The sequence below is a fragment of the Janthinobacterium sp. BJB401 genome (genome assembly GCF_013372745.1).
Taxonomy (GTDB): Bacteria; Pseudomonadota; Gammaproteobacteria; order Burkholderiales; family Burkholderiaceae_D; genus Janthinobacterium; species Janthinobacterium rivuli.
The window spans coordinates 1-18,737 of sequence record NZ_JABXFH010000026.1; the positions used below are offsets into that span (position 1 = coordinate 1).

Here is an 18,737-nt window from a genome sequence, read left to right on the forward strand (position 1 = left end):
TCAAGAAAGATCACCATGTCCCGTATCGCCACCACCTTTGCCAATTTAAAATCGAACAACAAGACCGGCCTGGTCACTTTCATCACCGCCGGCGACCCCGGCCCTGACGCCACCGTGCCGCTGATGCACGCGCTCGTCGAGGGCGGCGCCGATGTGCTGGAACTGGGCGTGCCGTTTTCCGACCCCATGGCCGAAGGCCCCGTCATCCAGCGGGCCTGCGAGCGGGCATTGAAATTCAATGTCGGCATCCATGACGTGTTTGGCTATGTGCGCCAGTTCCGTAAGACCAACCAGACGACGCCCGTGGTGCTGATGGGCTATGCCAATCCGATCGAGCGCATCGGCAGCACCGCCTTCATCGCGGCGGCGCAAGCAGCCGGTGCCGACGGCGCCATCGTCGTCGACTATCCGCCGGAAGAGTGCGAGCAATTCGCGGCCGCCATGCGCGAAGCGGGCCTCGACCTGATCTTCCTGCTGGCACCTACCTCGACCGAAGAGCGCATCGCGCAAGTGGCCAAGGTTGGCGGCGGCTTCAGCTACTATGTGTCGCTGAAGGGCGTCACGGGTGCCGGCAACATTGATACGGAACAGGTGGCAGAGCGCCTCGCAGCCATCCGCCAGCATGTAAAATTGCCTATCGGCGTGGGCTTCGGCATTCGCGATGGCGCCACGGCCAAGGCCGTTGCCAAGGTGGCCGATGCCGTCGTGATCGGCAGCCGCATCATCCAGGAGATAGAAAATGCCCCGGAAGGCGGCGCCGTCGACGCCGTACGCAGCTTTACGGCAGGCATCCGCGCCGCACTGGATGCCTGAGCAAGCTTGTTGTTTACGCAAGCTCGGGTGGCGGCAAAGTTCGACAGCCCGGCGATAAACGGCTACACTTCGGCCACTGATTTGCCTGTTATTGTGCAATAGATAAAATTTTTGGTGGCGCCCTGCGGGGCGTCGCCGTTTACCGTCTGCCGGGGGCGTCCACCGACGCTACCCCTACAAGGGCCCAAGGAGAAAATATGAGTTGGTTGGAAAAACTGCTGCCACCGCGCATCCAGCGTTCGGACGCCGCCGCGCGCAAGACCATGCCGGAAGGCCTGTGGGTCAAGTGCCCGTCGTGCGAAGCCGTGCTGTACCGTACGGACCTGGAATCGAATCTGCACGTGTGCCCGAAATGCGACCACCACATGCGCATCCGCGCGCGTGAACGCCTCGACAGCCTGCTCGACGCGGGCGGCCGCTATGAAATCGGCCAGGAAATCCTGCCCGTCGATACCTTGAAATTCAAGGACAGCAAGAAATACCCTGACCGCCTGAAATCCGCCATGGAAGCGACGGGCGAGACGGATGCGATGGTTGTCATGGGCGGCGCCATCATGAGCTTGCCGGTGGTCGTGGCGTGCTTCGAGTTCGAATTCATGGGCGGCTCCATGGGCTCCGTCGTGGGCGAGCGCTTCGTGCGCGGCGCGCAAATCGCGCTGGAACAGAAAGTGCCGTTCATTTGCATCACCGCCACCGGTGGCGCGCGCATGCAGGAAGGCTTGCTGTCGCTGATGCAGATGGCCAAGACCACGGCCATGCTGACCAAGCTGTCCGAAAAGAAATTGCCATTCATCAGCGTGCTGACCGACCCGACCATGGGCGGCGTGTCCGCCTCGTTCGCCTTCATGGGCGACGTCGTGATCGCCGAGCCGAAAGCGCTGATCGGCTTTGCCGGCCCGCGCGTGATTGAAAACACCGTGCGCGAAAAACTGCCGGAAGGCTTCCAGCGCGCCGAGTTCCTCGTCACCAAGGGCGCCGTCGACATGATCGTCGACCGCCGCAAGATGCGCGAAGAAATCGCCCGCTTGCTGGCCTTGTTGCAAAACCAGGCTGTGGAAGTACTGGCGTAATTTGATTTACCCCAAAACCTGAACTGCCGGGGTCGGACCCGATGGGGAGATTCACTCCAGTGGAGTGAATCTCGATCCCGCAGGGACCGACCCCAGTCTTCGGTTCGGGTCTCATGTCTTTCCCGCCTCGCGCACTCTTTTCAAGAAGTCTCCCATGCAAAACCTCCCCACCACCTTGCCGGACTGGCTCGCCATGCTGGAAACCCGCCATTCGGAAACCCAGATCAACATGGGCCTGGACCGCGTGCAAGCCGTCAAGGCGCGCATGCAGCTGGCTTTTACCTGCCCCGTGATCATGGTGGCGGGCACGAATGGCAAGGGCTCCACCTGCGCCATGCTGGAATCCGTGCTGTTGCGTGCCGGCTACAAAGTGGGGCTGTACATCAAGCCGCATTTTCTCGACTTTAACGAGCGCGCGCGCGTGCTGGGCGAGATGGCCAGCGATGAACAGATTGTTGCCAGCTTCCATGCCGTCGACGCTGTGCGCGGCGACACGCCGCTGACGTATTTCGAATTCACCACCCTGGCGATTCTGCATTTGCTGTCGCAGGCCAAGCTGGATGTGGCCATCCTGGAAGTGGGCCTGGGCGGGCGCCTGGACGCCGTCAACGTGATCGACGCCGATGTGGCCATCGTCACCAGCGTCGACATCGACCACACGGATTACCTGGGCGACACGCGCGAAGCGATCGGCTTTGAAAAGGCCGGCATTTTCCGTCCGGGCAAGGCGGCCATCTGCAGCGACCCCGTGCCGCCGCAGTCGCTGATCGACCATGCCGAAGCCATCGGCGCCGACCTGTGGCTGATGGGCCGCGATTTCAATTATTCGGGCGACAAGCAGCAGTGGAACTACGGCGGACGCGAGCAGCGCCGCAATTCGCTCGCTTACCCGAGCTTGCGCGGCGCCAACCAGATCCTGAACGCGACGGCCGTGCTGGCCGCCCTGGAAGTGCTGAAGCTGAAACTGCCCGTGGGCGCGCAGGAAGTGCGCACGGGGCTGGTGACGGTGGAGCTGCCGGGCCGCTTCCAGGTCTTGCCTGGCCGCCCCAGCGTGATCCTCGACGTGGCGCACAACCCCCACGCGGCCTCGGCGCTGAACCAGAACCTGGGCAATATGGGTTTCCACCCGTATACCTATGCCGTGTTCGGCTCCATGCAGGACAAGGATATCGATGGCGTATTGGCTGCGATGAGCGAACATGTCGACCACTGGTGCCTGACGGGCCTGCCTTCGCCGCGCGCGGCCACGGCTTCCGAGCTGGCCGCCAAGGTGCAGATCATGCTCGAAGACAAGCCTGACAGCAGCGAACATACTGTGTCTATTTTCGATGATCCGGCACAAGCTTTTGCAAATGCAATGAGCCGGGCCGGTGAGAATGATAGAATTGTGGTCTTTGGTTCTTTCCTCACCGTTGCCGGCGTGATGAAGGCCCGAAAATCCTCACTTCACTGAAACGCACTCGACTGAAAATCACGCATGGGCTTGTTCTCGAAACTGTTTAAAAACAAGCAAGAATCCTCTGGCGAAGACAGCGGCTTTTATGTCCCTGGCGAAGCACAGTCGCCGACCCGCAAGCGCGCAGCCAACACCTCCGGTGGCGGTGGTTCGCGCCGTGGCGGCAAGGAAGCGCCGGATCCGGTCTTGCCTGAAAAAAAGCGCGCACGCCGCCGCCTGGTCGGGGCCATTGCCCTGGCCTTGGGCGTGGCTGTCGGCTTGCCGATGCTGCTCGATTCCGAGCCGAAGGCGCCGTTCAACGATATCGCCATCGACATTCCGTCCAAGGAAAAGGCTGTTGCGCCTGCACCGGCGCCCGTGCCGGCCGTCCCGGCGCAAGCTGCAGCGAATGGCCTGGACCAGTCCGAGGAAATCGTCGACGCGCCGCTGCCGCCTGCGGCCAAGCCGACGCCCACACCGGCACCCGTGCTGGCCGCCGCCCAGCCTGCAACGGTCAAGCCAACTTATGTGGAACCGAAACCCGAGCCCAAGCCTGTCAAGGTGGAGCCGAAACCGGAACCGAAACACGAAAGCAAGCCCGAGCCGAAACACGAGTCCAAGCCCGAGCCCAAGCCTGAGCCCAAGCATGAAGTAAAGCCGGAAGCCAAGCCTGAGCCGAAGCCTGCCAAGCCGGCGCAATCGGCTGACGATGCCGCGCGCGCGCTGGCGATTCTGGAAGGCAAGCCACAAGAGAAAGCACAAGACAAGGTGCAGGACAAGGCGCACGACGCCGGCAGCGGCAAGTTCGTGGTGCAGGTGGCGGCCCTGGCGACGCAGGACAAGGTCGACGAATTGCAGGACAAGCTGCGCGAAGCGGGCATCAAGTCGTACACGCAGAAAGTCTCCAGCCCGGCGGGCGAGCGCATCCGCGTGCGCGTGGGCCCGTTCGGCAGCCGCGAGGATGCCGAAAAGACCCGCGCCAAGCTGCAAAAGCTAGGCCTGGGCGGCAGTCTGGTGCCGGCGTGATGTTGCAAGGCTGAACGCGCGTGACGATCTTCGATTACCTGGTGCTGTTCGTGCTGGTGACGTCCGTGCTGATCAGCATGATGCGTGGCCTGGTCAAGGAAATACTGTCATTGGTCAGCTGGATCGTGGCGTTCGTCATTGCCAACGCGTATGGCGCCACCCTGGCGAAATTCCTGCCGGAAGCTGTGCCGGGCGAAGCCATCCGTTTGTTGCTGGCCTTCGTCGTGCTGTTCATCGGCGTGCGCATTTTGATGGGATTGCTGTCCATGACGGTCGACGCGCTCGTCAAGGTGACGGGCCTGAGCCTGGCCGACCGCACCCTGGGCACCCTGTTCGGTGTGGCGCGGGGCCTTGTGATCGTGCTGACCGCCGTCATCTTGTGTGGCATGACTTCCATACCGCAGCAGCCATTCTGGAAAAACGCGCAGCTCAGCCCGCTCGCGGAGCAGGGCGCGCGCGCCATCAAGCCTTATCTGCCTGCCGCTTACGCGCAGCATGTGAAATTTTGAATTTTTTTAAAATCAGTAGCACAGTTTAGGAGCACACCATGTGTGGCATCGTCGGCGTCGTTTCCCATCAACCTGTCAATCAATTGCTCTATGATGCATTGTTGCTCCTGCAACATCGCGGTCAGGACGCGGCAGGGATTGCGACCAATCACAGCAGTATGTTTTCCATGCACAAGGCCAATGGCCTCGTGCGTGACGTCTTCCGTACGCGCAACATGCGTTCGCTGCAAGGCACGACGGGCATCGGCCATTGCCGCTACCCGACGGCCGGTTCGTCGAGCGAAGAGGAAGCACAACCGTTCTATGTGAATGCGCCGTTCGGCATCACCCTGGCGCACAATGGCAACCTGACCAACTGGGAACAGTTGAAGCTGGAAATGTTCAAGAACGACCGCCGCCACATCAATACCGATTCCGACTCGGAAGTGCTGCTCAACGTGCTGGCGCATGAAATCCAGGAAGCGACGACGGGCCTGAACCTGGACCCGGAAGCCATCTTCAAGGCCGTTACCGTGCTGAACCGCCGCGTCAAGGGCGGTTATGCTGCCGTGGCGCAAATCGCCGGCGTGGGCTTGCTGGCCTTCCGCGATCCGCATGGCATCCGTCCGCTATGCCTGGGCATCAATGAAACGGAGCAGGGTCCCGAATACCTGATCGCTTCCGAATCCGTGGCCCTGGAAGGCATGGGCTTCCGCTTCGTGCGCGACATCGGTCCCGGCGAAGCCGTCTTCATCGATGCTGACAAGAAATTGCACAGCGCCCAGTGCGCCGACAACGCCAGCCTGAACCCGTGCGTGTTCGAATTCGTCTACCTGGCCCGTCCCGACTCCGTCATCGATGGCGCCTCCGTGTACGCCACGCGCCTGAAAATGGGCGAGTATCTGGCCGAGAAGATCCGCGCCGAGTTGCCAGGCGTGCATATCGACGTGGTCATGCCGATTCCCGATTCCTCGCGTCCGGCCGCCATCCAGCTGGCCATGGCGCTGAACATCGAGTACCGCGAAGGCTTCATCAAGAACCGCTACATCGGCCGTACCTTCATCATGCCGGGCCAGGCGGCACGCAAAAAATCCGTGCGCCAGAAGCTCAACGCGATCCCGTCCGAATTCAAGGATAAAGTGGTGCTGCTGGTCGACGATTCCATCGTGCGCGGCACCACCAGCCGTGAAATCGTGCAGATGGCGCGTGAAGCGGGCGCGACGAAAGTCATCTTCGCCTCGGCAGCGCCTCCGGTGATCTACCCGAACGTGTACGGCATCGACATGCCGACGCGCGACGAACTGATCGCCTACGGCCGCACGACGGAAGAAGTGTGCCGCGAAATTACGGCCGACTACCTGGTCTACCAGGATATCGGCGCGCTGAAGCAGGCGATTGCCGACGTCAACCCGGCGCTCACCAACTTCGAAGCATCGTGCTTCGATGGCGTGTACGTGACGGGCGACGTGTCGCAGGAATACCTGGACCGCCTGGAATATGCGCGCCACCATCCGAAGGCGGCAGCGCCCGAAGATACGCCGCGTTCCCAGCTGAACCTGAACCTGGCGACGACAGAAGCATAAGTAACCTGCCCGGCCGATGCCGGGCTTTTTTTCGGGGTCAGACCCGTCGGGGGAATGCGCGCCAGTGGTGCGCATTCCGATTCCGGAGGGACTGACCCCAGCATTTGCCTTGGGGTTGCGCGGCAAATCGAATATTCGGAATTCTCACCATGACCACCAAAAAAACCTACGGCTTTACCACCACCATCCTGCATAACGACCGCCGCAAGGGCATTGAGCACGGTTCCCTGCACAAGCCCGTGCACACTTCCGTTGCCTTCGGTTACGCCGATGCGCGCCAGCTCGCTTCCGTGTTCCAGGGCAAGGAGCCAGGCTTCCGCTACGGCCGCCAGGGCAATCCGACTGTCTCCGCGCTGGAAGACAAGGTCAACAAGATGGAAGACGGCGTGGCGACCTTGTGCTTCGCCACCGGCATGGGCGCCATCGGCGCCGTGGTGCAATCCTTGCTGCGCGCAGGCGACCATGTCGTGTCGTCGGCCTTTTTGTTTGGCAACACCAACAGCCTGTGGCAAACGGTGACGGGGCAGGGCATCGGCGTATCGTTCGTCGACGCCACCGATGTCGCCAATGTCGCGGCCGCCATCACGCCGGCCACGCGCATCGTCTTTGTGGAAACCATCGCCAATCCGCGCACGCAGATCGCCGACCTGGCGAAGATCGGCGACTTGTGCCGCGAGAAGGGCATTTTGTACATCGTCGACAACACCATGACGACGCCTTACCTGTTCCGCCCGAAAGCCGTGGGCGCGGGCCTGGTGGTCAATGCCTTGACGAAATCCATCGGCGGCCACGGCAATGCCCTGGGCGGCAGCTTGACGGACACGGGCGTGTTCGACTGGACGCAGTATCCGAACATCTTCGAGAACTACAAGAAGGCGGCGCCGGCCCAGTGGGGTATCGCGCAAATCCGCGCCAAGGCCTTGCGCGACTTCGGCGCTTCGTTGGGGCCGGAAGCGGCGCACCATATCGCCGTCGGCGCGGAAACCATGGCCTTGCGCATGGACCGCACTTGCTCGAACGCCCTGGCGCTGGCCACCATGCTGGCCGCCGACCCACGCGTGGCGGCAGTGCATTACCCAGGGCTGGCGTCGCACCCGCAGCACGCGCTGGCCACCGACTTGTTCCGCAGCTATGGTTCGCTGTTCAGCTTTGAGCTGAAGGATGGCATCGATTGCTTCGATTTCCTCAACCGTTTGAATTTGGCTATTCCAGCGAGCAATCTGGGCGACACGCGCACCCTCGTCATTCCCGTCGCCCACACGATTTTCTATGAGATGGGCGCCGAGCGCCGCGCCAGCATGGGCATTGCCGAATCGCTGATCCGCGTATCGGTGGGCATCGAGGATGAGGCTGACTTGCTCGCGGATTTCCATGACGCCCTCGCTGTATAAAACGCCCGGGCAATAAAAAAGGGCCGCAACAGCATGACTGTGGCGGCCCTTTTTGCATGCGGCAGTTTAATGCCAGCTGCGCATCAGTCCGACGGCCAAACCTTCCAAAGCAAACTCGTCTTCCGGTGATACGGTAATCACCTTGAAGTCCGGGTTTTCCGGCAGTAGTTCGATGACGGAACCCGTTTTCTTGTAGCGCTTGACGGTGACTTCGTCGCCGATGCGGGCCACGACGATCTGGCCGTTCTTGGCGCTGTCGACCTTTTTCACGGCCAGTAAATCGCCATCCATGATGCCGGCGTCGCGCATGGACCAGCCGCGCACCTTCAGCAGGAAGTCGGGTTTGGCCGAGAACAGGGCCGGGTCGACGTTGTAGCTCGCCTCCAGGTTTTCCTGCGCCAGGATGGGCGAGCCGGCGGCCACCCGGCCGATCAGGGGCAGCGACATCAGCAGCGCTGCCGGCACTTTCGATGGCGGCGCTTCGGCGGCCGCGCCGATCAGGCGGATGCCGCGCGAGGTGCCGGGCGAAATCTCGATCGCACCCTTGCGGGCCAGGGCCTGCAAATGCTCTTCGGCCGCATTGGCCGATTTGAAACCCAGTTCATTGGCGATTTCGGCACGGGTGGGAGGAAAGCCCGTGTTTTCAATCGCGTCCTTGATCAGGTTCAGGATTTGTTCTTGTCGTGCTGTCAGCTTGATCATGAGCGGTGGGTGCATACTAAAATGCTGTCTATATGAACAGTCTGTATTTTTGTACAGTATCGCCCACTATGCAAGGGGATTTCCGTGTTTTCGGCGGATTTCGCAAGAAATACTTGTGCACCGATGAAAAGCGGCACGGCGCGCGGGCTTTTCGGGCGCAGGTAGAAGGAATGATTGAAACGTTTGCAAAAGGCGGTTATAATCTTCGGCTGACCTTCCCACACCCGTCTTGACGCCGGGGTGGGCGATTATCAATCCGACCTGAAGGAGTTTGCATGCGTCATTATGAAATAGTCTTTATCGTCCATCCGGACCAAAGCGAGCAAGTGCCCGCGATGATCGAACGCTACAAAGCCAGCGTAACCACCCGCGGCGGTTCGGTTCACCGCGTGGAAGATTGGGGCCGCCGTCAAATGGCTTACTCGATCCAAAAGCTGCCTAAAGCACACTACATCTGCCTGAACATCGAATGCGACAACGAGACCCTGGTCGAGTTGGAAACAGCATTCAAATTCAATGATGCCGTGTTGCGTCACCTGACCGTTAAAATGAAGAAAGCTGAAACAGCTCCTTCGCCGATGATGAAATCGGTACAACGCGAAGACGCGGCCAAAAGCCACCGCACCGAAGCACCAGCAGCCGCTCCAGCCGCAGCAGCAGCTTAATTCTTGACCAGGATCGTGCGCTGAACCAGCTACAAGTCACTGCCATCATTGCCGAGCGCGAAATATTGCGCTATACCCCGGCAGGGCTGCCGATTGTGAATGCAGTATTGCAACACAGTTCGCAGCAGATGGAAGCAGGGATTGCCCGTTTGACCGAGTTTGATGTTGCCGCGCTAGCCGCTGGCGAAATTTCAGGCCGGTTCAGCCAGGCAAGCTTGGGCGGGGTCTATCAGTTCACGGGTTTCCTGGCCAGGAAGAGCCGCAACAGCAAGAGTTTGGTGTTTCACATCATTGATTTTAGTGCAGTCAATTCTGACTAGCGCATTTTAGATACAGGAGCCTGACATGGCATTCGGTAAAAAGTTCGACAAAAATAAGCTCAAGCTTAAAGAAAAACGCAAACAGCAAAACCCGTTGTTCAAACGCAAGAAGTTCTGCCGCTTCACCGCAGCTCACGTTGAGCAAGTCGACTACAAAGACGTCGACACGCTGAAAGACTTCGTCCAAGAAAACGGCAAGATCATGCCAGCACGCCTGACCGGTACCAAAGCGCACTACCAGCGCCAAGTTGACACCGCAATCAAGCGCGCTCGCTTCCTCGCGCTGCTGCCATACACCGATCTGCACCACGCTTAATCGGTCAGATATTCCTGGAGAAGAACTATGCAAATCATTCTGTTAGAAAAAGTTGTTAACGTCGGTAACCTCGGCGAAGTCGTCAAAGTCAAAGACGGTTACGCACGTAACTTCCTGATCCCGCAACGCCTGGCACGTCGTGCTACGGCAACCGCTGTGGCTGAATTCGAAGTCAAGCGCGCCGAACTGGAAAAAGCTGCTGCCGCCAAACTGGCCGCATCGCAAGCCCAGGGCGAAAAACTGAGCGGCCTGACCGTTCAAGTTGCTCAAAAAGCTGGTGTTGATGGCCGTCTGTTCGGTTCCGTCACCAACTTCGACATCGCTGAAGCGCTGACCAAGCAAGGTTTTGCTGTTGAAAAAGCACAAATCCGCATGCCTACCGGCCCGCTGAAGATCGTTGGCGAGCACAACGTTTCGGTTGCTCTGCACACCGACGTGGTCGTGGAAGTTGTTATCGCTGTCGTTCCAGACGCGAACGCGTAATTGTCTGCGGGCCTGGCCCGCAAGCATTGCCGCACGATGAAAAGCCGGGTTCGCCCGGCTTTTTTGTGGCCTTTTTTTCGCTCAATTTCAGCCCTTTATTTTTGCCAGCACGCCGAAGCGGGTATAATTCGCGCCATGAACGCCCCCTCTGATCCGCAACTGGATTCCCTCCGTATTCCGCCGCATTCGATCGAAGCAGAACAATCCGTTATCGGTGGTCTGCTGCGCGACAATGCCGCATATGACCGCATCGCCGACTTCATGCATGCGGAGGATTTCTATCGCTATGACCATCGCATCATCTTCGAGCAAATCGTCAAGATGGTTAACGCTTCCAAGCCAGCCGATGTCATTACTGTTTTTGAAACCCTGACCCAGCTCGGCAAGGCCGATGATGTGGGCGGACTCGCTTACCTGAACGCCATGGCGCAAAACACGCCATCGGCCGCGAACATCCGGCGTTACGCCGAGATCGTGCGCGACCGCGGCGTGCTGCGCAAACTCATCACCGTCGCCGACGATATCTCCGGCACGGCCTTCAGCCCGCAAGGCAAGGAAGTCAAGCAGATGCTTGACGAGGCCGAATCGAAGATTTTCGCCATCGCGGAAGAAGGCGCGCGCGGCGCCCAGGGCTGGACCGCCATCCAGCCCCTGCTGACGCAGGTGGTCGAGCGCATCGATGAGCTGTACAGCCGCGACAACCAGAGTGAAATCACGGGCGTGCCTACCGGTTTCATCGACCTCGACCGCATGACCTCCGGTCTGCAGCCGGGCGATCTGGTGATCGTGGCGGGCCGTCCGTCGATGGGCAAGACGGCGTTTTCCGTCAACATCGGCGAAAACGTGGCCATCGACAGCGGCTTGCCCGTGGCCGTGTTCTCGATGGAGATGGGCGGCGCCCAGCTGGCCATGCGTATGCTCGGCTCCGTCGGGCAGCTCGACCAGCACCGCCTGCGTACGGGCCGCCTGAACGACGAAGACTGGCCGCGCCTGACGAATGCCATTCAAAAGATGAACGACGCGCAGTTGTACATCGACGAAACGCCGGCGCTCAATTCCATCGAATTGCGCGCCCGTTCGCGCCGCTTGTCGCGTCAATGCGGCAAGCTGGGCCTGATCATCGTCGATTACTTGCAGCTGATGTCGGCCAATACGCCGGGCGACAACCGCGCCACGGAGATTTCCGAGATTTCACGGGGCTTGAAAGGCCTGGCGAAAGAACTCGGTTGCCCCGTGATCGCGCTGTCCCAGCTGAACCGCTCGCTGGAACAACGCCCGAACAAACGTCCCGTCATGTCCGACTTGCGCGAATCGGGCGCTATTGAGCAGGATGCCGACGTGATCCTGTTCATTTACCGCGACGAGGTGTATAACCCCGACTCGCCAGACAAGGGAACGGCCGAAATCATCATCGGTAAACAACGTAACGGTCCAATCGGCAGCATCCGCCTCACCTTCATGGGGCAGTACACCAAATTTGGCAATTACAGTGGTGGCCTGGCGCTTTACCAAGGCGACTAACACAGCAGCACTGATATTCCATTGGCCGCCCCCTCATACGGGGCGGCTTTCTGTAGTAAATAACACGACTCAATGCTTAACGGAGAATGACATGTTTGGACGCTTGATGCCCACTGAGGGCAAGTTTTTTGAATTGTTTAACCAGCACGCGGAACTGTGCGTCAAGGGCGCGAAAGAGATGCTCGGCCTGATGACCAATTTCGACGACCTGGAAAACCGCGTACATGCGATCGAAAGCATCGAGAAACAGGCGGACAAAGTCACCTACGCCACCGTGGAAATGCTGCACAAGACCTTCATCACGCCGATCGACCGCGATGACATCCATCAGCTGATCACGCGCCAGGACGACATCCTCGACCTGCTGGAAGATGCGGCGCAAACCGTCTCGCTGTACGACCTGAAAGCCGTCACGCCGGAAGCCAAGCGCCTGGCCGAACTGGTGCTGGCCTGTACCGAAAAAGTGCGCGACGCCGTCGCCATGCTGCACAACATGGACAACTCGCGCAAGATCGTCGCCATCTGCGAAGAGATCGACCGCCTGGAGTCGGACGCCGACCACGTGATGCGCGCCGCCATGTCCAAGCTGTTCCGCGACGAGCCGGACGTGCGCAATCTGATCAAGCTGAAAGCGATCTACGAAATTCTGGAAACCGTGACCGACCGTTGCGAAGATGTGTCCAATATTATCGAAGGCATCATCGTCGAAAACGCGTAAGCGTTGGGCCTGTCCTGAACCAGAATCAGAAAAGAAACTACAATGACCATACAAATCAGCATCTACGTGCTAGGCCTGTTGATCGTCCTCGCGCTGCTGTTTGACTTCATGAACGGCTTCCACGATGCCGCCAACGCGATCGCCACGGTGGTCTCGACGGGCGTATTGAAACCGCAGACCGCGGTTGCCATGGCCGCCACGTTCAACTTCGTCGCCATCTTCGTGTTCCACCAGCTGACCGTGGCCGCCACGGTGGGCAAAGGAACCATCGACCCGGCCGTGATCGACCAGTACGTGATCTTCGGCGCGCTGATGGGCGCCATCTTCTGGAATTTGTTTACCTGGTACTACGGCATTCCCTCGTCGTCCTCGCACGCGCTGATCGGCGGCCTGGTGGGCGCCGCTGTCGCCAAGTCCGGCACGGGCGCGCTGGTCGCCGCCGGCCTGTGGAAAACCGTCGCCTTCATCGTCATCGCACCGGTACTGGGCTTCGTCTTCGGCTCGATCATGATGCTGCTCGTGTCGTGGATTTTTGTCCGTTCGACGCCGCGCAAGGTCGACAAGTGGTTCCGCCGTTTGCAACTGGTATCGGCCGCCGCCTACAGCCTGGGCCACGGCGGCAACGATGCGCAAAAAACCATCGGCATCATCTGGATGCTGCTGATCGCCGCCGGTTATTCCAGCGCGGCCGATGCCATGCCGCCGATGTGGGTCATCATCTCGTGCTACACGGCCATCAGCTTCGGCACCCTGTTCGGCGGCTGGCGCATCGTCAAGACCATGGGCCAGAAGATCACCAAGCTCAAACCGGTCGGCGGCTTCTGCGCCGAAACGGGCGGCGCGATCACCCTGTTCGTCTCGACGGCGCTGGGCATTCCCGTGTCGACCACGCACACCATCACGGGCGCCATCGTCGGCGTCGGCTCGTCGCAAAAAATGTCGGCCGTGCGCTGGGGCGTGGCGGGCAATATCGTCTGGGCCTGGATCTTCACGATTCCTGCCTCCGCGTTTGTTGCCGCAGTCGCTTGGTGGATTGGCCACCACATCATGTGATGGATAGCCAACGCCAGTAAAAAGGGAGCCTTGCGGCTCCCTTTTTTTATGCGCCGGCCAATTCCACCGTCAGCCCCTCGCAGGCGAGGAACACCTGCAAGCCGGCCAGGCGGCTCGCATAGCGGCCCATCACGTCGGCAAACACGGCTTCGAGCTGTTCGTCGCTGCGGGTCGGTTCGTGGTGGGTGCAGTACAGGCGCCGCGCGCCGCAGCGCAGGGCCAGGTCGAAGGCGGCGTCGAAGGTGCCGTGGCCCCAGCCCTGCTTGCCCGGGTATTCCTCGCGCGTGTACGAACAATCCATGATCAGCGCGTCGACGCCGGCGACCAGCGCGTCGATGCCGGCCTGGCGCTGCGCATTGCGCGCCGCGCAGGCCGCATGCTCGGCATGGCCGGGCGGATGCAGGTTGTAGAACGGTTCATGGTCGCCGCTGAAAAACAGCGCGGCGCCGCCGCAGTCGATGCGGTAGCCGAGGTTGACGACGGGGTGGTTCATTTCCGCGCCGCGCACGCGCGCGCCGCCCACCTCGACCGCTTCGCCGGGTGCCAGGGTGCGGTACTCGATGCAGGCCGCCATGGCCGCTTCGCTGACGGGAAAATAGCTGTTTTGCAGCTGCACCGCCATCACGTGCTCGATGCCGCGTCCGGCGGCCGCATCGTGGGCGCCGTGCAGGCGCATGCGGTTGCCGGCCACGAACAGGGGCGAAAACATGGGCAGGCCGTGGATGTGGTCCCAGTGGCTGTGCGTGATGAAAACGTGCGCGTCGACGGGTTCGCCTGGCGGCAGGTGCTGCGCCAGCGAGAAGATGCCGCTGCCCGCATCGAGAATGATCAGGCTATCGTTGTCGGTGCGCACTTCGATGCAAGTGGTGTTGCCGCCGTAGCGCGCCGTGCGCGGGCCGGGGGAGGGGATGGAGCCGCGCACGCCCCTGAACGTGAATTTCATTCAGTACCTTGTTACGGTGTAATTATTGTTGATTCTATTCTAATTAATAAGATTGGCGGCAACATTTATGCGTGTTGCGATACGGAAAGTTATTTCATTTTGTTGTAACTAAGTAATGTACAGTGCGCGGGACGGCCGTTACACTGGCGCTTGCCGGTTTCCCTTTTCTTTACCTGATTGCCACCAACATGCCTCAGTTGCACCCTGAGAAAATCGCCCACAGACTGGAGCAATTGACCGAACTCAGTGTCGCGCTCGGCCACGGCCTGGGCGGCGAGGGGCACGATATCGGCGCGCTGTTGCAGCGCATCGTGCTGCTGGCAAAAAGCATGAGCGGCGCCGATGGCGCGACCCTGTACCGGCCCGTGGCCGAGGGCCGCCAGCTGGCGTTCGACATCAGCGTCAACGACAGCCTGGGCATCGCGCAGGGCGCGGACATGGGCTTGCCGGGCGTGGCCCTGTACGACGCCGCCGGCCAGCCCAATCTGGCGTCGGTGGCCGCGTATGCGGCGAACCTGCGCCGCAGCGTGAATATCGCCGACGTCTACCGCGACGAGGGCTTCAATTTTTCCGGCATGCGCGAGTTCGACCGCCACCACGGCTACCACACGCAATCGATTTTGACGGTGCCCATGAGCGACCACGAGGGCGACCTGATCGGCGTGCTGCAGCTGGTCAATGCCAAGGATGGCGAGACGGGCCAGGTGCGCGCCTTTTCCTCGACCGACCAGCGCTTCATCGAGGCGCTGGCCGCGCAGGCGGGCGTCGCGCTGACGAATCAATTGCTCATTTCGCAGCTGGAAGAGCTGCTCGAGTCCCTGGTCACCCTGATCAATATCGGCATCGATGAAAAGTCGCCGTACACGGGCCGCCACTGCCAGTTCGTGCCCGAGCTGACGATGCTGCTGGCCGACGCCGCGCATGCGACGGACAGCGGACCGCTGGCCGATTTCCGGCTCAGCGACAACGAGCGCAAGCAGCTGTGGCTGGCCGGGCTGCTGCACGATTGCGGCAAGATCACCACACCGGTGCACGTGGTCGACAAGGCCACCAAGCTGGAAACGATCTTCGACCGCATCGCCCTGATCGACACGCGCTACGAAGTGCTGCTGCGCGACGCCGAGATCGCGGCCCTGCGCCAGCAGGCGGCGCAGCCGCAGCAAACAGACGCCATCGCCCGCGCGCTGGAACTGGAGCAAACGGCGCTGCGCGAAGAGCGCGATTTCATCCGCACGGTGAACGTCGGCGGCGAAAGCATGGCGCAGGCCGATCAGGAGCGCGTGCGGCAGATCGCCAGGCGCCGCTGGCGCGCGGCCGATGGCGAACTGCGCGATTTTCTCGACGCCGACGAGACGGAAAACCTGACCATCCGCGCCGGCACCCTGACGGCGGCCGAGCGGGCCATCGTCAACAACCATATCAGCGTGTCGATCCGCATGCTTGAAGCGCTGCCGTGGCCCAAGCACCTGCAAAAAGTGCCGGAATACGCGGGCGGCCACCACGAGCGCATGGATGGCAAGGGCTATCCGCGCGGGCTGACGAAAGAGCAGATGTCGGTGCCGGCGCGGCTGATGGCCATCGCCGACATTTTCGAGGCGCTGACGGCGCGCGACCGCCCCTACAAGAAGGGCAAGTCGCTGTCCGAATCGCTGCGCATCCTGGGTAACTTTAGCCTGAACGGACATATCGACCCGGAGCTGTTTGACGTTTTCATCCGCAGCAAAGTCTATCTGACCTTCGCTGAAAAGCACATGCATCCGAGCCAGATCGATGCCGTCGACGAGGCGGCCATTCCGGGCTACACCCCTTGAAGCTGTCGCTGGCCTGGCGCAAGCATGGGGCGCGAACGCTGCTGGGCATATTCCTGAGCGTGGCGGCGGCCGTGCTGTGCCTGGCCGGCAATGACACGATTGCGCGGCTGGACGCCATGCTGGGCGACTGGCGCATGCGGGCCGAGACGCCGCAGCTCGACCGCCGCATCGTCATCGTCGACATCGACGAGCAAAGCCTGGCGCGCGTGGGCCGTTTTCCCTGGAGCCGCGACGTCCAGGCGCGCCTGGTGCGCCAGCTTACGGGCCATTACGGCGTGGCCGCGCTGGGCTTTGACATTGCATTCCCCGAAGCGGACACCAGTTCCGGCTACGCCGTGCTGCAAGGCCTGGCGCAGGGCGAACTGGCTGGCGTGGCCGGCTTGACGGCGCAGCTGGAAAAACTGCGCCCGGCCATGGATTACGATGGCCTGTTCGCCGAAGCCATGCGCGGCCAGCCCGTGGTGCTCGGCTACAGCGTCTCGGAGCAGCAAAGGAAGGGCGTGCTGCCCAAGCCGGCCTTCACCGTCGCCGACCTGAATGGCCGCACGGTGACGGCTTACGTGGCGCGCGGCTACGAAGCCAATATCGCGCCCCTGCAGGCGGCCGCGCAGGGCGCCGGCATCTTCACGGCGCTGACCGATGCCGATGGCGTCGTGCGTTCCTCGACCCTGTTGCAGCGTATCGGCGACGGCTATTACCCGTCGCTGTCGCTCGCCACCGTCGCCGTCTACCTGCAGGCGCGCGCCATCGCTCCCCGTTTCACGGGCACGGCCGACACCCTGTCGGCGCGCGAGCTGGCCGGCGGCGGGCTCGAACACATCATGCTGTTTACGCCGCGTGGCGCGCTGGCGATCCCCGTCGGCGAAGCCTTGACGACGACGGTGCAGTACCGCGGCGCGGGCGGCCCCGATGGCGGCGCCTTCCGCTATGTCTCGGCGTCCGACGTGCTGGCCGGCACGGTGCCTGCCGCGCTGCTGAAGGGCGCCATCGCGCTGGTGGGCACCACGGCGCCCGGTTTGAACGATATCCGCGCCACGCCCGTGAATGCCGAATATCCGGGCGTGGAAGTGCACGCCAACCTGATCAAGTCCATGCTCGACGGGCGCTTCAAGGCGCGGCCCGACTATGCGCTGGCATTGGAACTGGTGCAGATCGTGCTGTTTGGCCTGTTGCTGGCGGGCGCCCTGGCCGTGTTGCCGCCGGCCGGCGTGATGCTGGCGACGCTGGGCGCGCTGGCGGCCGCCATCGGCATCAACCTGTACCTGTACACCGCGCACGACTTGGTGCTGGGCGGCGCCGTGCTGCTGTTGCTGATCGCGGCGCTGTTCATCGCCAATCTGGCGTGGGGCTACTTTTTCGAGGTGCGCAAGGGACGCGCGCTGGTGGCCCGTTTCGGCGAATACGTGGCGCCCGAGCTGGTGGCCGAGATGGCCGACGATCCGCAGCGCTACACCATGGAGGGCGAGAACCGCGAACTGACGGTGCTGTTTGCCGACGTGCGCGGTTTCACGGCCATTTCCGAGCAGCTGGCGCCGGCCGCGCTGCGCGAATACATCAACACCTACCTGACGGCGATGTCGGAAGATATCCGCGACAGCCATGGCGGCACCCTGGATAAATACATCGGCGACGCCGTGATGGCGTTCTGGGGCGCGCCCGTCGCCTTTGGCGATCACGCCAGCCGGGCCGTGGCCAGCGCGCTGCTGATGCAGGCCAGCGCGGCGCGGCTGAACCTGCAGTTTTGCGCGCGCGGCTGGCCGGCGCTGCGCATCGGCATCGGCCTCAATACGGGGGCCATGCATGTGGGCGACATGGGCTCGCGCATTCGCCGCGCCTATACCGTGATGGGCGACAGCGTCAACCTGGCCGCCCGCCTGGAAGGCGCCAGCAAGCTGTATGGCGTGGGCATCGTGGTGGGCCAGGCCACGCGCGCCGCCGCGCCGGATTTCCTGTACCGCGAACTCGATCGCATACGCGTGCTGGGCAAGCAGGAAGCGGTGGCCATCTTCGAGCCGCGCTGCCTGCTGGCCGGCGCCCGCGCCGCCGAACTGGCGCAGCTCGAACGCTGGCACGCGGCGCTGGCCAGTCTGCGCGCGCGCGACTGGGCGGCGGCCGGCGCGCAGCTGGCCCGCTTGCAGGCGGACTTTCCCGACGACGGCTTGTACCGGCTGTACGCGGCGCGCGTGGAGCAGTACCGCGACGCGCCACCGCCGGCCGACTGGGATGGCGTGACGGAATTGCACAGCAAGTAAGGCTGGCAGCGCGCCGGAAAATGCTAGCGATTGCGGCATTTTTATCCTGCTGCGCGCATGGTTTGTTGCGCTGCGATGAAAATCGCGGAGAAATGTTAGAAATTTCTGACTGGAAACTAAAAGCCGTCTAAAATTTGTCTTCAATCC

The 18,737-nt window shown here is 61.8% G+C and carries 18 protein-coding genes; 16 read left to right on the forward strand and 2 right to left on the reverse strand.

Annotation, left to right across the window (positions count from 1 at the left end; translation table 11 throughout):
* Positions 1-15: 15 nt before the first annotated feature.
* The 7 genes from trpA to HWE17_RS17185 all read left to right on the forward strand — a co-directional run bounded on the left by trpA (position 16) and on the right by HWE17_RS17185 (position 7,806).
* Positions 16-813: a tryptophan synthase subunit alpha gene (trpA, locus tag HWE17_RS17155; RefSeq protein WP_176389560.1), complete on the forward strand. Its 798-nt coding sequence runs from the start codon at positions 16-18 to the stop codon at positions 811-813.
* Between the two features lie 197 nt (positions 814-1,010).
* Positions 1,011-1,883, forward strand: a complete 873-nt coding sequence (accD, locus tag HWE17_RS17160; protein WP_010400390.1) for an acetyl-CoA carboxylase, carboxyltransferase subunit beta — start codon at positions 1,011-1,013, stop codon at positions 1,881-1,883.
* Positions 1,884-2,037: 154 nt separating this feature from the next.
* Positions 2,038-3,336, forward strand: coding sequence for a bifunctional tetrahydrofolate synthase/dihydrofolate synthase (gene folC, locus HWE17_RS17165; protein WP_176389561.1), 1,299 nt, complete (start codon positions 2,038-2,040; stop codon positions 3,334-3,336).
* Positions 3,337-3,360: 24 nt separating this feature from the next.
* Positions 3,361-4,344, forward strand: a complete 984-nt coding sequence (locus tag HWE17_RS17170) for an SPOR domain-containing protein (protein ID WP_176389562.1) — start codon at positions 3,361-3,363, stop codon at positions 4,342-4,344.
* Between the two features lie 20 nt (positions 4,345-4,364).
* The gene (locus tag HWE17_RS17175; RefSeq protein ID WP_046685790.1) at positions 4,365-4,853 is read left to right on the forward strand and encodes a CvpA family protein; all 489 of its coding nucleotides are present in this window, start codon (positions 4,365-4,367) and stop codon (positions 4,851-4,853) included.
* A gap of 38 nt (positions 4,854-4,891) precedes the next feature.
* A complete protein-coding gene (purF, locus tag HWE17_RS17180) occupies positions 4,892-6,415 on the forward strand; it encodes an amidophosphoribosyltransferase (RefSeq protein WP_034750508.1) in 1,524 nt (507 codons plus the stop codon).
* 149 nt (positions 6,416-6,564) lie between these two features.
* Complete coding sequence (locus HWE17_RS17185; RefSeq protein WP_176389563.1) at positions 6,565-7,806, forward strand: cystathionine gamma-synthase family protein; 1,242 nt, start codon at positions 6,565-6,567, stop codon at positions 7,804-7,806.
* A 66-nt stretch (positions 7,807-7,872) separates the two neighbouring features.
* On the opposite strand, the gene lexA is transcribed toward HWE17_RS17185, so the two are convergent.
* Complete coding sequence (gene lexA, locus HWE17_RS17190) at positions 7,873-8,508, reverse strand: transcriptional repressor LexA (RefSeq protein ID WP_034750502.1); 636 nt, start codon at positions 8,506-8,508, stop codon at positions 7,873-7,875.
* Between the two features lie 275 nt (positions 8,509-8,783).
* Between lexA and rpsF the strand changes: the two genes are divergently transcribed.
* From rpsF to HWE17_RS17225, 7 genes are all read left to right on the forward strand, one after another.
* Complete coding sequence (gene rpsF, locus HWE17_RS17195) at positions 8,784-9,173, forward strand: 30S ribosomal protein S6 (RefSeq protein ID WP_034750499.1); 390 nt, start codon at positions 8,784-8,786, stop codon at positions 9,171-9,173.
* Between the two features lie 20 nt (positions 9,174-9,193).
* Complete coding sequence (gene priB / locus HWE17_RS17200; RefSeq protein WP_034783455.1) at positions 9,194-9,493, forward strand: primosomal replication protein N; 300 nt, start codon at positions 9,194-9,196, stop codon at positions 9,491-9,493.
* 25 nt (positions 9,494-9,518) lie between these two features.
* Complete coding sequence (gene rpsR, locus HWE17_RS17205) at positions 9,519-9,809, forward strand: 30S ribosomal protein S18 (protein ID WP_010400024.1); 291 nt, start codon at positions 9,519-9,521, stop codon at positions 9,807-9,809.
* 27 nt (positions 9,810-9,836) lie between these two features.
* On the forward strand, positions 9,837-10,292 hold the full coding sequence (gene rplI, locus HWE17_RS17210; protein ID WP_034783456.1) for a 50S ribosomal protein L9: 456 nt from the start codon (positions 9,837-9,839) through the stop codon (positions 10,290-10,292).
* Positions 10,293-10,427: 135 nt separating this feature from the next.
* Positions 10,428-11,813 (forward strand): replicative DNA helicase, encoded by a 1,386-nt coding sequence (locus HWE17_RS17215; protein ID WP_034750488.1) that lies wholly within the window; start codon positions 10,428-10,430, stop codon positions 11,811-11,813.
* Positions 11,814-11,904: 91 nt separating this feature from the next.
* Positions 11,905-12,531 carry a DUF47 domain-containing protein gene (locus HWE17_RS17220; RefSeq protein WP_010400015.1) on the forward strand — a complete coding sequence of 209 codons (627 nt, stop codon included), beginning with the start codon at positions 11,905-11,907 and terminating at the stop codon, positions 12,529-12,531.
* Between the two features lie 42 nt (positions 12,532-12,573).
* Positions 12,574-13,584, forward strand: coding sequence for an inorganic phosphate transporter (locus tag HWE17_RS17225; RefSeq protein ID WP_034783457.1), 1,011 nt, complete (start codon positions 12,574-12,576; stop codon positions 13,582-13,584).
* A 46-nt stretch (positions 13,585-13,630) separates the two neighbouring features.
* On the opposite strand, the gene HWE17_RS17230 is transcribed toward HWE17_RS17225, so the two are convergent.
* Positions 13,631-14,527 carry an MBL fold metallo-hydrolase gene (locus HWE17_RS17230; RefSeq protein ID WP_099403659.1) on the reverse strand — a complete coding sequence of 299 codons (897 nt, stop codon included), beginning with the start codon at positions 14,525-14,527 and terminating at the stop codon, positions 13,631-13,633.
* A 188-nt stretch (positions 14,528-14,715) separates the two neighbouring features.
* Here HWE17_RS17230 and HWE17_RS17235 point away from each other — a divergent pair, with 188 nt between their 5' ends.
* Both HWE17_RS17235 and HWE17_RS17240 read left to right on the forward strand, forming a co-directional pair.
* Positions 14,716-16,338 (forward strand): HD family phosphohydrolase, encoded by a 1,623-nt coding sequence (locus HWE17_RS17235; protein ID WP_176389564.1) that lies wholly within the window; start codon positions 14,716-14,718, stop codon positions 16,336-16,338.
* Complete coding sequence (locus tag HWE17_RS17240) at positions 16,335-18,590, forward strand: CHASE2 domain-containing protein (protein WP_255206284.1); 2,256 nt, start codon at positions 16,335-16,337, stop codon at positions 18,588-18,590. Before HWE17_RS17235 ends, HWE17_RS17240 begins: the two co-directional genes overlap by 4 nt.
* Positions 18,591-18,737 lie beyond the last annotated feature (147 nt).